Origin of the sequence: Salmonella sp. SJTUF15570 (assembly GCF_043357055.1) — a bacterium.
In the GTDB taxonomy this organism is placed as follows: Bacteria; Pseudomonadota; Gammaproteobacteria; order Enterobacterales; family Enterobacteriaceae; genus Salmonella; species Salmonella enterica.
Window position 1 is genome coordinate 232,119 of sequence record NZ_JBEUKJ010000004.1, and the last position, 13,565, is coordinate 245,683.

Below are 13,565 nucleotides of genomic sequence, written 5' to 3' on the forward strand. Positions count from 1 at the left end.
TTCGGCGGGTGGCACTGGAGCTGTCATTACAGATTTTTCAACGGTGATTATCGGAGACTAAAATGAGTCAATATAACAAAACAGTTAGGATGTTATTTGGAGTGATAGCTTTCCTGTTATTTTCAAAAGTTAGTATTATGCTTGGAACTACTGGTTGGAAAGATGTGTGTTTTCTTATTGGCTGTTATTTGTTTTTGTATTTTTTTATTTTCTCCCTTATCGATTCATCTGTCGAAAACATATCATCATTCCATCAAGAATATAATAAAGAAAATATCAAAAAACCATTTCTTAAAAATTTTATTGGAAACACAAACTTAGTATCCAGAGGATATAAATTAATATTCAATTTGGGATTTTTACTTATCTTATTTCTCAGATTGAAGAAGGAATTATTATCATAAATAAATATAATAATAAGCCATCATTACAGGGTCAGTGACATATAGTTTTGAATACCAGAAAGAACATTTTGGCGATGTCGTTATACATCCTCAAAGGGAAACATATCATCATTCCAAAATGGTAATATTTCCATCACCACGAAACAGACTCCTCTCACAGCATCAAACGAGGATGTAGAAGGGTATGATGTTAAAGCTATTATCACCATCAAAGTAAGGAATGAGGAAAAACATCTTGATATGTCCGGATACTGTGGCGTTTAGGTAATGAGAATGACATTAAACAATGAGTAATGTATCGCGGGTGTGGTGAAATAAAGCACCGGGTATTGGAATTGACCTGGAGGAAGATATACAAACAGGCCTCTTGACTGAACCCCCCTGGCCAGTACAACCAGAGTTGGCAGGTTCAACATCGGGGGGCTATATTGACCGGGAAAGCAAATGTTAACATTGGTGGATAATGGTATCTTATGAAACTGTCAGGCAAGATTATCAAGGTGTATCATAATAATTTTTTTAGATTTTTTTTTGGCATCGTAATGTCCTCGCTAATTTGTTTTTTATTGATCAGGAATATAAATAATATACATAGCATTATATTTATTAAATTTCTTGTAGCACTATCAGGATATATATTCTTTTATTATAGTGCATTTTCATTAGTAGACATTGGGATTGAGGGAATACACCACTTCCACATTAAATACAATAATAAAAACATTAATAAACAGCCAATACTCTCATTTATGAAACATAAACATATGATAAGTTTCTCTTTAAAGATTTGTATTACTATATTTTATTTCTATATGGCCATTAAATTTATAATATTCGAATATTAGAAAAAACTTTTAATATAAAATGTTTAATTTTTCTAGTTGTGATGTATTTTATGTTAAAAAATGAAATGTAGATAATCCAGAGAGAGTTATCATAATGAAAGGAATCAATAATAAACCATCCTTCCTGTGGGCAGTGACATGTAGTTTTAAATACCAGAAAGAACATTTTTAGCGATACCGTTATACATCCTCAGAAGTAACAAATTTATATTACAAGATATTACCCCCATCAGATGTAAAACCGGGCAGTATTAAACCTGAGCTAATCGCAGTGACCAATAATCTTTATGCTACTGGTTGCTATAAGACCATTTCAGAAGCAAAATCCTCCTTTACAGAACTTGATGTAGTCTATGAGCATATAAATAAGGCCCCATGCGCGTGAGCGTCCGGCGATCCGCAGATACAATCCGTCAACACCACTTACAGCATAGCGACCTTCCGCTTTAAGCCTGGAAACGGCTAAGGCGGACAGTTCTCTGGCTTTCTTTGGCATAATCCCCACTCTTTTGTCATGCATCCTGTACTGCATAAAATGACGATTTTACGAAAGATAGCAATACGCCAGCGAACAAAGAATAATGGCAACGCATTGTATATAAAGAAATAATTATGATTAATGCGAATGATAATGAACGTAAATATGGCAGCCCTCTCACCGCCATCTTCAAGAAGGAGCTCGTACGAAAGTACGGGCTTTTTTTCGTATTAAGTCACCTGACCGGGGATAGACAACAAAGCCCGGTCTCCCGGGCTCTGAAAGTCAATGCTATATTAGCTGTATGCGTGAAGTGTTCGCTGACAAAGCGCCGAGCGCACGCAGTCGTCTTTGTTGAAATGCACAATCCCCACCATTTCATCTTCTTCAAAGCGTTCCAACGCATCGCTCAACCCGGAACGCACGCCGCGCGGCAGGTCGCATTGCGTAATATCGCCATTGACAATGACCGTGACATTTTCACCTAGTCGCGTCAAAAACATTTTCATTTGCGCCGCAGTCACATTTTGCGCCTCGTCGAGGATCACGACCGCATTTTCAAAAGTACGCCCACGCATATAGGCGAACGGGGCAATTTCTACCTTACCGATTTCCGGGCGCAAACAATATTGCATAAAGGACGCGCCCAACCGTTTAAGCAGGACATCGTAGACGGGACGAAAATAAGGCGCGAATTTTTCAGCGATATCACCGGGCAAAAAACCAAGATCTTCATCAGCCTGCAATACCGGACGCGTCACAATGATCCTCTCGACGTCCTTATGAATCAATGCTTCTGCCGCCTTTGCCGCACTGATCCATGTTTTTCCACAGCCGGCTTCGCCGGTCGCAAAAATAAGCTGTTTACTGTCAATAGCGTTCAGATAATGCGCCTGTGCTTCATTTCGCGCCTTAACAGGAGAGGTATCGCGACTATCGCGCGCCATGCCAATGGCTTCTACTCCGCCCATCTGCACCAGTGACGTGACCGATTCTTCTTCACGTTGCTTATGACTACGCGAATCTCGTCTCAACACACGCTTTGCTTCACGACGAGCTTTGATCACTGCTTTTTGTCTTCCCATGGATAGCACCTTGAGTTGTAGGTATACATCACCCGCGTTCTCTTGAACGCGATTATGCGCACACACATCTGAGGGTTGGCTTCCTTGTAAGCCTTAGCTTGCTTTTTGAAACGACGCCACACACGGCTACGCGCACCACATATGACGTCATGGGTATGGACAGTAAGAGAAATGATGAGAGCTTTTAAGGTGACAAGACCACCACCGGAGAGAGAATGTCCGTACAGGGTGTTGTAACTACTGTAAACAATGTGTCCTGGTGCGGACATTACCATTCGCGATCTCCATAGTGAGTGACCATCACTGCCGGGGAACTACCGCTATTACTACTAAGTACAACACAAAACATCAATAATGCAACAATATATTCACCAAGCATTAACCAAAAATTATTGCGTCATTGTCAGTCTCTTACAGAAAGATTACACGATTATTTCATCGGCAGGAGACTAAAAAAGATAATCATTAGCTACTGCGGGTATTAATGGTGAAACCACCCATAACCCATTGAATATTCAACATATAAAAGGTTAAAATGGAGTAATTAACGTGTCCTCTCTCCCATCGCTAAAACGGCATTATTTATGCAAAATTTTGTGCGGCATACTTACGCCAGTAACGCTGACTCGTTTTAATTTTTGTCATTACTCTATTGCGTCAAGGCTATTGGTACCATTAACAGGCGATTTCATATATGGCCAGTTAGTGATTACTCGAGACGTATTACGGCCGCGTTAACGGCGCTCAAGGGCTAAAAATAGTTTGAGAGAGCGTCCTCATTTACCTGAACATCTTCAGTCAATCGGTCCGGGACTTATCAGAGGACCAGGCAGGCGTATAACGCCGCCTGGTAAAATATGTCCGATGGCAATAATGCTATCGGACATGTCGGTTATTCCGCCTGTAGCTTCGACGGCGGCGCGGAATGATAATGCGCGTCCGCTTTTGCAAAGCGTTCCTGCATCGCTGCTGTCGGCGCTTTGCCAAGCAGGCTAAAGATTACGATCCCCAGGCTGCCGAAAATGAAGCCAGGGATAATCTCATACAGATCCAGCCAGCCATATTGTTTCCAGACGATAACCGTCACCGCGCCAATAATCATTCCCGCCAGCGCGCCGTTACGTGTCATACGCGACCACATCACAGAAAACAGGACAACAGGTCCAAATGCCGCGCCGAATCCAGCCCAGGCGTAGCTCACCAGCCCCAGCACACGGTTATCGGGGTTCGCCGCCAGCGCAATGGCGATCAGCGCTACCACCAGCACCATCACTCGCCCTACCCATACCAGCTCTTGCTGGCTGGCGCTTTTACGCAGAAAAGCCTTATATAAATCTTCCGTAATCGCGCTGGAGCATACCAGCAACTGACAGCTCAACGTCGACATCACCGCCGCCAGGATAGCAGACAGCAGAACACCGGCAATCCACGGGTTAAACAGGATCTGCGCCAGTTCAATAAATACGCGTTCTGAGTTTTGGTTCACCGCCCCGGCCAGCGCGGGGTTATTGTTAAAGTACGCAATGCCAAAGAAGCCCACCGCCACCGCGCCCGCCAGACACAGAATCATCCAGGTCATACTGATACGACGCGCATGAACAATACTGTGATGGGAATCCGCCGCCATAAAGCGCGCCAGGATATGCGGCTGACCGAAGTAACCCAGTCCCCAGCCCATCAGAGAAATAATAGCGACAAAATTCAGCCCCTTGAGCATGTCGACATTCTCGATGCTCTTTTGCTTGATCACCTCCAGCGACTCGCTAAAACCGCCTACGCCGACAATAACCATCACCGGCGTCAGGATTAACGCAAAAATCATCAGGCTGGCCTGAACGGTATCCGTCCAGCTAACGGCAAGAAACCCGCCTATAAACGTATAAATAATGGTTGCCGCGGCCCCCGCCCACAGTGCGGTTTCATAGCTCATACCGAAGGTGCTTTCGAACAGTCGTGCCCCAGCGACAATACCTGATGCGCAATAGATAGTGAAAAACAGCAGAATGACCAGCGCGGAAATAATACGCAGAACTCGGCTCTTATCCTCAAACCGACCGGTAAAATAGTCCGGCAGCGTGAGCGCGTTATTGTTAAATTCGGTATGCACGCGCAGGCGCCCGGCCACCAGCTTCCAGTTAATCCATGCGCCTAACGTCAGGCCAATGGCGATCCAGCTTTCAGAGATCCCCGACAGAAAGATAGCGCCAGGCAGCCCCATTAACAGCCAGCCGCTCATATCCGACGCGCCGGCTGATAAAGCCGTAACAAACGGCCCCAGGCTGCGACCGCCAAGAATATAGTCATCAAAGTTTTTGGTTGAGCGCCAGGCGATAAACCCAATCAATATCATGCCAAAAATATAGACACAGAATGTCACCAACATCGGTGTGCTAATAGCCATCAAGGTTCTCCAAATTTATTTATTGGCACTACCGTAGCGTGCCGTTTTGTACCCTGCCGGAACGTGGCAAGGGTGTTATGTTTACCAGGGCGACCGTATCCTGCCGGAAGCGGTGGTTATTCACAATCGATTTAACACACCATTTACATCAAATTTGATTGCAGAGGGATACTATTTTTCTCCAGGTTGCACTCTCTCACATTTTTTGCGGTTGCACCTTTTAAAAGTGTTAACTACCGCAGAGAAAATAAATCCAGATGGTTTTCCCCGTCAGACTCCCTCTTTCTTTTTTTAACAATTTATTCATTTTTAAGCTTGCAACGCTGGTCACATTTAACGTGGTTGCACAAAGTTGCAACATAGTGGATATTTTCCGCTAACTATTGGTTAGCAGACAGAGCGAATAACAGGAGTAGAGGGTATGGGAACCACCACGATGGGGGTTAAGCTGGACGACGCCACGCGCGAACGGATCAAAATGGCCGCGTCGCGTATCGATCGCACGCCGCACTGGTTAATAAAACAGGCAATCTTTAGCTATCTGGACAAGCTGGAAAATAGCGATACGCTACCGGAGCTACCTGCGCTGTTTGCCGGCGCGGCAAATGAAAGCGAGGAGCCGGTCGCGCCGCAGGATGAGCCGCATCAGCCCTTTCTGGAGTTTGCCGAACAGATTCTTCCCCAATCCGTCTCTCGCGCCGCCATCACCGCCGCCTGGCGCCGCCCGGAAACCGATGCGGTGTCAATGCTAATGGAACAGGCGCGCCTGTCGCCGCCTGTCGCTGAGCAGGCGCATAAACTGGCGTATCAACTGGCGGAGAAATTGTGCAATCAAAAATCCGCCAGCGGTCGCGCGGGTATGGTACAAGGCCTGTTGCAGGAGTTTTCCCTCTCTTCGCAAGAAGGCGTTGCGCTGATGTGTCTGGCGGAAGCGCTGCTGCGTATTCCCGACAAAGCTACGCGCGATGCGTTAATTCGCGACAAAATCAGTAATGGCAACTGGCAGTCGCATATTGGCCGTAGCCCGTCGTTGTTTGTAAACGCCGCCACCTGGGGGCTGCTCTTTACCGGCCGACTGGTCTCAACGCATAACGAAGCCAATCTTTCGCGCTCGCTGAACCGCATTATCGGCAAGAGCGGCGAACCGTTAATCCGCAAAGGCGTCGACATGGCGATGCGTTTAATGGGCGAGCAGTTCGTGACTGGCGAAACCATTGCTCAGGCGCTGGCGAATGCCCGAAAGCTGGAAGAGAAAGGGTTCCGCTATTCTTACGATATGCTGGGCGAAGCCGCGTTAACCGCCGCCGATGCGCAGGCTTATATGGTCTCTTACCAGCAAGCGATTCATGCCATCGGCAAAGCGTCTAACGGTCGCGGTATTTACGAAGGGCCAGGCATCTCGATTAAGCTGTCCGCCCTGCATCCACGCTATAGTCGCGCGCAATACGATCGGGTAATGGAGGAGCTTTATCCGCGCCTGAAATCCCTGACTCTGCTGGCGCGCCAGTATGATATCGGTCTCAATATCGACGCCGAAGAGGCGGATCGTCTGGAGATCTCGCTCGATCTGCTGGAAAAACTCTGCTTCGAACCCGAACTCGCAGGCTGGAACGGCATTGGCTTTGTGATCCAGGCTTACCAAAAACGCTGTCCACTGGTCATTGATTATTTAGTCGATCTGGCCTCCCGTAGCCGCCGTCGGCTGATGATTCGTCTGGTGAAAGGCGCCTACTGGGATAGCGAAATCAAACGCGCGCAAATGGAAGGGCTGGAGGGCTATCCGGTTTATACCCGCAAAGTGTATACCGATGTCTCTTATCTGGCCTGCGCGAAAAAACTGCTCGCCGTTCCTAATCTGATCTACCCGCAGTTCGCGACCCATAACGCTCACACACTGGCGGCGATTTATCATCTGGCCGGGCAAAATTACTATCCGGGTCAGTACGAATTCCAGTGCCTGCACGGCATGGGCGAACCGCTGTATGAACAGGTCACCGGTAAAGTAGCGGACGGAAAACTTAACCGTCCCTGCCGTATTTACGCGCCGGTGGGAACACACGAAACCCTGCTGGCCTATCTGGTACGACGCCTGCTGGAAAACGGCGCCAACACCTCTTTTGTCAACCGCATCGCCGATGCCACCCTACCGCTCGATGAACTGGTGGCCGACCCGGTCGAGGCCGTGGAAAAACTGGCGCAGCAGGAAGGTCAGGCTGGCATACCGCATCCGAAAATTCCGCTGCCGCGCGATCTGTACGGCGAAGGTCGGATAAACTCCGCCGGACTTGATTTAGCGAATGAACATCGCCTCGCCTCGCTTTCTTCTGCCCTGTTAAGCAACGCCATGCAGAAATGGCAGGCCAAACCTGTGCTGGAACAACCGGTGGCCGACGGTGAGATGACGCCGGTTATCAACCCGGCGGAACCGAAAGATATTGTCGGCTGGGGACGCGAAGCGACAGAAAGCGAGGTTGAACAGGCATTGCAAAACGCGGTCAATCAGGCGCCGGTTTGGTTTGCGACGCCGCCGCAAGAACGCGCCGCCATTTTGCAGCGGGCGGCGGTATTGATGGAAGACCAAATGCAGCAGTTGATTGGCCTGTTGGTGCGTGAAGCGGGGAAAACGTTCAGCAACGCCATTGCCGAAGTGCGCGAAGCGGTAGACTTCCTCCATTATTATGCCGGTCAAGTGCGTGACGATTTCGATAACGAAACGCATCGCCCGTTAGGGCCGGTAGTCTGCATCAGTCCGTGGAACTTCCCGCTGGCCATTTTCACCGGCCAAATCGCCGCCGCGTTGGCGGCAGGTAACAGCGTTCTGGCGAAACCGGCAGAGCAGACATCGCTGATTGCCGCCCAGGGCATTGCCATTTTGCTGGAAGCGGGCGTACCGCCGGGCGTCGTGCAACTGTTGCCGGGACGGGGAGAAACCGTCGGCGCCCAGCTTACCGCCGATGCGCGTGTACGCGGCGTGATGTTTACCGGTTCCACGGAGGTCGCGACGTTGTTGCAGCGCAACATCGCCACGCGTCTTGACGCCCAGGGCCGCCCTATTCCGTTGATTGCGGAAACCGGCGGTATGAACGCTATGATTGTCGACTCTTCCGCGCTCACCGAGCAGGTGGTCGTGGATGTGCTGGCTTCCGCTTTCGACAGCGCCGGACAACGCTGTTCCGCGCTCCGCGTGCTGTGTTTACAGGACGATATCGCCGAACATACGCTGAAAATGTTACGCGGCGCGATGGCGGAGTGTCGGATGGGGAATCCAGGCCGTCTGACGACCGATATCGGGCCGGTGATCGATAGCGAGGCCAAAGCCAACATTGAACGTCATATCCAGACAATGCGCGCCAAAGGCCGCCCGGTTTTCCAGGCCGCGCGTGAAAACAGCGATGATGCGCAGGAATGGCAAACCGGTACGTTTGTAATGCCCACGCTTATTGAGCTGGAAAACTTCGCAGAACTGGAAAAAGAGGTCTTCGGGCCTGTGCTGCACGTCGTGCGTTATAACCGTAACCAACTGGCGGAGCTTATCGAACAGATTAACGCTTCCGGCTACGGGCTAACGCTGGGCGTACATACCCGTATTGATGAAACCATTGCGCAAGTCACCGGTTCCGCCCACGTCGGCAACCTGTACGTTAACCGTAATATGGTGGGCGCGGTCGTCGGCGTCCAGCCGTTTGGCGGCGAAGGACTGTCCGGTACCGGGCCAAAAGCGGGAGGGCCGCTCTATCTCTACCGCCTGCTGGCACACCGCCCGCCCAATGCGCTCAATACGACGCTGACTCGTCAGGATGCGCGTTACCCGGTAGATGCGCAGCTTAAAACCACGCTACTTGCGCCGTTGACCGCCCTGACGCAATGGGCGGCGGATCGCCCGGCGCTACAGACGCTCTGCCGACAATTCGCCGATCTGGCGCAGGCCGGCACGCAGCGCCTGCTACCGGGACCGACCGGCGAGCGTAATACCTGGACGCTGTTGCCGCGTGAACGGGTATTATGCCTGGCTGATGACGAACAGGACGCGTTGACGCAGCTTGCCGCCGTTCTCGCCGTCGGCAGTCAGGCGCTATGGTCAGACGACGCCTTCCACCGCGATCTGGCGAAACGTCTCCCCGCCGCCGTTGCGGCGCGTGTCCAGTTTGCGAAAGCGGAAACGCTGATGGCGCAGCCGTTTGACGCGGTGATTTTCCACGGCGACTCCGACAAGCTGCGAACCGTGTGCGAAGCCGTCGCCGCCCGCGAAGGCGCGATAGTGTCGGTACAGGGGTTCGCCCGCGGCGAAAGCAATATGTTGCTGGAACGGCTCTATATTGAACGTTCGCTGAGCGTAAACACTGCCGCCGCTGGCGGTAATGCCAGCCTGATGACAATTGGCTAATACTGTGGTTAATTAAGGCTCCGTCAATGGAGCCTTTTTACTCGCGTCAGAGGACCGTATGAAACGAATTTTCCTTACCTGCGCGGCGTTGTTGTTCAGCAGTCAGGCGTTGGCCGATGAGTGTGCCAGCGCCAGTACGCAGCTGGAAATGAATCGCTGCGCCGCCGCGCAATACCAGGCGGCAGATAAAAAGCTGAACGAAACCTATCAAAGCGCGATTAAGCGTGCACAACCGCCGCAGCGCGAGCTGTTGCAAAAAGCGCAGGTGGCATGGATTGCACTGCGGGACGCCGATTGCGCTCTGATTCGCTCAGGTACGGAGGGCGGCAGCGTGCAACCCATGATCGCCAGCCAGTGCCTGACCGATAAAACGAACGAACGCGAAGCGTTTTTAGCCTCGCTGCTGCAATGTGAAGAGGGGGATTTGAGCTGCCCACTGCCGCCAGCCGGTTAACGCACGCGAATCCCTTCAATAATAATGCGCTGAACGCTTTCGACCGTTTGGTTAAAAAAGGCTTCATCGCGAAGCGTCGCGCCGGTTACCGCCTCAACCTGAGGGGCAAAATCGGCGTAATGTTGCGTGGCGGCCCAAATCATGAAGATCAAATGGTGCGGGGAGACGGGCGCCAGTTTCCCGCTGTGCACCCATCCGGCAATCAGCGCGGATTTTTCATCTATCAACGCTTTTAGATCGCCGGTCAGTTCCTCCATTAAGAGCGGCGCGCCCGCCAGCATCTCCATGCAGAAGAGCCGCGACGCCTGCGGATAATCACGCGAAACCTCCAGCTTGAGACGGATATACTCTTTGATGGCCTCCAGAGGGGAAAATTCTGCGCGAAACGCCTTGAGCGGCGCCAGCCAGACATCCAAGATCTGTCGCATTACCGCGACATACAGCGCCTCTTTCGAGGGATAATAATAAAGCAGATTGGTTTTGGAGACGCCTGCCCGCTCGGCGACCTGCTCAAGACGCGCGCCATGGATACCATACTGGGAAAAAACGGCAAGCGCGGCGGTTAAGATAAGCTGCCGTTTTGCACCGGTGGCCTGCGAACGTTTTCCGATTTTTTTCTCTGTGCGTTGCGACATGCGCCCTCTCCTTTTCGTCAGGACGCAAGCATACCAAATCCGGCTTATAAACAAAAAAACCGCCGGAAATCCGGCGGCGGTGGCGCATGACGCTTTTTAGCGCGAAACGCTCAGCGTCTTGCTGTTGTGACGCAGGCTAGCTATTACGGTTACTGCTTTTGCCCCCTTTTTTGCCTGCTTCGGATGCACGCTGCGGGTCATTCTTAAAATTGCCCCCGCTGTGCTGACCACCTTTACGACCTGCTTCTGATGCTCTTTCGCGGTCTTCCGCAAAATTACCGGAACCGCCACGATGGTTTGCCATTACTGACCTCCGTCATAGATTAGACATCATATTGCATAGGTAATGAGGAGTATCTCCTCGCGCAGCGTATGAACGATATCATCAGTAACGCCGCGTAACATTAAGCATAGTGAAAAACGCCGTGGTAGGCCGCTTACCGAAATATTCTGCAACATCAGAAGCCGAATATGCAGAATAATAACCATAAGAAATAAATAAGTTATTCTTATATTTGGGAAAATCAAAGCGCTTAAAAATGTATCATTTTGCAACAAAGGTCGCCAAATTAATTATTGTTATAAATCAAAGAAATGGCGCTGAAATTTGCACTCTTCACAGGAGAGCATATCTTTAAATAGACGTAGCGAATCGCTACACACCTGATTAATCTGAGGAGTAGTACAAATGGCAAAGATTCTGGTGCTCTATTATTCCATGTACGGACACATTGAAACCATGGCGCACGCGGTGGCGGAAGGGGCAAAGAAAGTCGACGGCGCAGAGGTCATTATAAAGCGTGTGCCAGAAACAATGCCGCCTGAAATCTTCGCAAAAGCTGGCGGTAAAACGCAAAACGCACCGGTTGCCACCCCACAGGAGCTGGCGGATTACGATGCCATTATTTTTGGTACGCCAACCCGGTTTGGCAATATGTCAGGCCAGATGCGTACCTTCCTGGATCAAACCGGTGGACTGTGGGCATCCGGCGCGCTATACGGCAAGCTCGGCAGCGTGTTCAGTTCTACCGGAACGGGCGGCGGCCAGGAGCAGACCATCACCTCGACCTGGACTACGCTTGCCCATCATGGGATGGTGATTGTCCCGATAGGCTATGCCGCACAGGAACTGTTTGACGTCTCCCAGGTTCGCGGCGGCACGCCTTACGGCGCAACGACTATCGCCGGAGGCGACGGTTCACGTCAACCAAGCCAGGAGGAACTCTCTATCGCTCGCTATCAGGGGGAATACGTCGCCGGTCTGGCAGTCAAACTCAACGGCTAATCTTCAACAGGAGGATTCGAATGCCAACTCAAGAAGCAAAAGCGCACCGCGTCGGCGAATGGGCAAGCCTGCGTAATACGTCGCCGGAAATTGCCGAAGCCATTTTTGAAGTCGCTCACTATGACGAGAAACTGGCAGAAAAAATATGGGAAGAAGGTAGCGATGAGGTGCTGATCAAAGCCTTTGAGAAAACGGACAAAGACTCGCTCTTCTGGGGCGAACAAATCATCGAACGTAAAAACGTATAACACAAACGCCCCCGCCTGCGCGGGGGCATATGGCTATTTTGCAGCAGTGTTCATGACGTTATCGAACTTATCCAGCGGACAGAAGCCGTTCGCATCCACCGGACATCCTTTCAGTTCCAGGGTTACCCTTTGCGCGGGCGATTTGAGCGTTAACGCTTCCGCATTGCGTAACTGCCGGGCGCTCTGGTAGACATACTCGATTTTCATCAAATCCCGGTTAGCGTTGCCGTCATGCCAGCGTTGGAAGACAAGCTGACCGCCAATCGGCGTTCTCTCATACTGGTCATGGAGCTGATAGGGTTTAAAATCCAGCGCCGTCAGCAGCGACGCGATATTGGAATCATGCCCCACCAGCACGGTAACCTTCGGCGCGCTAACGCGATCGGCAACCAGCACCTTATCGATATATTTCACCAGCGGCGCAGCGACATTGCGCGCCACCGTAGGTGAGGTAAACAGGCTGTCCTGATAGCCGTTTTTCAGTTTTGACAGCACCTTCCACTGCCGATCGGTGTGGATCCCGCCCCAGGCGACCTGATCCATCGGAAACCCTTCGTAATATTGCAGGGTAAACGCATCCACCAGCGAGTTCCCTACTTTCAGCGGCCCCTGCACGCCAGGCTCTTGCTGATAGTTCGCGCTGAAGGTATCTTTCGCATCGATTAGCGAACACTGATGCTTCTCTTTGCAGGACGGCGAGTCCTGATAATGCGTTATCTGCTCAAGCAGTTTATAACTCTCATCAAGATGTAGCTGACTACGCGCCTTTTCCATCGCCTGTACGGCCTGTTGCCGGAACGCGGCGGAATCATCGGTAATCACCGGATTGAAGGTAGGGTCCATAGTGCCCATTTTTTCCTGATGATGAACAGGAATATCACAGCCGGGGAAAGCGCCGGTAATGAAAAATTGCGCGGTGGCGACGGTGCGCTGCAAACTATTCGCATAGGCATATACCGTGTCGGGCGCCGGACATTCTCCTGACGGTATCAGCCCCTGCGCGACCAGCCATTCACGTGTGTAGTGTCCCATATAGACTTCCAGCACGCCGCCTTTCGTCGTCAGTTGCCCGCCGGGAACGTCCCACGCCGGCCAGGCGTTCGGCGTCGACTGCGCCAGTACGCTGCCATTATTCGCCAGCGGCGCCCGCAGATTATGGCGGCTCATCATCAGCACCTGTTGTAATTGATAACCCTCCGGCGTTGTCTGCGCCTGTACGGCGGATGACAACAAAACAGCCCCTGCCACAGCAACAGCGAGTAATGATTTTTTCATCCCTATGACCTCTTGTTGTTATCAAATCGTTCTGAGTGTGACAGAAATGGATCATTTTTCCGGGAACGATT

The 13,565-nt window shown here is 51.0% G+C and carries 10 protein-coding genes and 1 pseudogene; 5 read left to right on the forward strand and 6 right to left on the reverse strand.

Going from position 1 to position 13,565, the window contains the following annotated elements; genetic code table 11:
* The first annotated feature begins 62 nt into the window (after window positions 1-62).
* Window positions 63-404, forward strand: coding sequence for a hypothetical protein (locus tag ABVN44_RS09940; protein WP_023232606.1), 342 nt, complete (start codon window positions 63-65; stop codon window positions 402-404).
* A gap of 1,212 nt (window positions 405-1,616) precedes the next feature.
* Here ABVN44_RS09940 and ABVN44_RS09945 read toward each other — a convergent pair.
* The 3 genes and pseudogenes from ABVN44_RS09945 to putP all read right to left on the reverse strand — a co-directional run.
* Window positions 1,617-1,745, reverse strand: a pseudogene (locus ABVN44_RS09945) (integrase); the annotation flags it as partial.
* Between the two features lie 278 nt (window positions 1,746-2,023).
* Window positions 2,024-2,812, reverse strand: a complete 789-nt coding sequence (gene phoH / locus ABVN44_RS09950) for a phosphate starvation-inducible protein PhoH (protein WP_000533527.1) — start codon at window positions 2,810-2,812, stop codon at window positions 2,024-2,026.
* An 892-nt stretch (window positions 2,813-3,704) separates the two neighbouring features.
* Window positions 3,705-5,213: a sodium/proline symporter PutP gene (gene putP, locus ABVN44_RS09955; RefSeq protein ID WP_001018467.1), complete on the reverse strand. Its 1,509-nt coding sequence runs from the start codon at window positions 5,211-5,213 to the stop codon at window positions 3,705-3,707.
* 421 nt (window positions 5,214-5,634) lie between these two features.
* Here putP and putA point away from each other — a divergent pair, with 421 nt between their 5' ends.
* Entirely contained in the window at window positions 5,635-9,597 is a 3,963-nt protein-coding gene (gene putA / locus ABVN44_RS09960; RefSeq protein ID WP_129339461.1) for a trifunctional transcriptional regulator/proline dehydrogenase/L-glutamate gamma-semialdehyde dehydrogenase, read from the forward strand.
* A gap of 58 nt (window positions 9,598-9,655) precedes the next feature.
* Window positions 9,656-10,051, forward strand: a complete 396-nt coding sequence (locus ABVN44_RS09965) for a lysozyme inhibitor LprI family protein (RefSeq protein ID WP_000821059.1) — start codon at window positions 9,656-9,658, stop codon at window positions 10,049-10,051.
* Here the strand turns inward: ABVN44_RS09965 and rutR are convergent.
* Entirely contained in the window at window positions 10,048-10,686 is a 639-nt protein-coding gene (gene rutR / locus ABVN44_RS09970) for an HTH-type transcriptional regulator RutR (RefSeq protein WP_000083128.1), read from the reverse strand. The two genes, ABVN44_RS09965 and rutR, sit on opposite strands and share 4 nt — an antisense overlap.
* Window positions 10,687-10,822: 136 nt before the next feature.
* Window positions 10,823-10,990 carry a general stress protein gene (locus tag ABVN44_RS09975; protein WP_001273663.1) on the reverse strand — a complete coding sequence of 56 codons (168 nt, stop codon included), beginning with the start codon at window positions 10,988-10,990 and terminating at the stop codon, window positions 10,823-10,825.
* Window positions 10,991-11,374: 384 nt separating this feature from the next.
* On the opposite strand from ABVN44_RS09975, the gene wrbA reads away from it, so the two are divergent.
* Window positions 11,375-11,971: an NAD(P)H:quinone oxidoreductase gene (wrbA, locus tag ABVN44_RS09980; RefSeq protein ID WP_001062898.1), complete on the forward strand. Its 597-nt coding sequence runs from the start codon at window positions 11,375-11,377 to the stop codon at window positions 11,969-11,971.
* A 20-nt stretch (window positions 11,972-11,991) separates the two neighbouring features.
* Complete coding sequence (locus ABVN44_RS09985) at window positions 11,992-12,219, forward strand: YccJ family protein (protein WP_001143125.1); 228 nt, start codon at window positions 11,992-11,994, stop codon at window positions 12,217-12,219.
* A gap of 33 nt (window positions 12,220-12,252) precedes the next feature.
* Here the strand turns inward: ABVN44_RS09985 and agp are convergent, their stop codons facing one another.
* Window positions 12,253-13,494, reverse strand: coding sequence for a bifunctional glucose-1-phosphatase/inositol phosphatase (gene agp / locus ABVN44_RS09990; RefSeq protein ID WP_000749201.1), 1,242 nt, complete (start codon window positions 13,492-13,494; stop codon window positions 12,253-12,255).
* Between the last annotated feature and the right edge of the window lie 71 nt (window positions 13,495-13,565).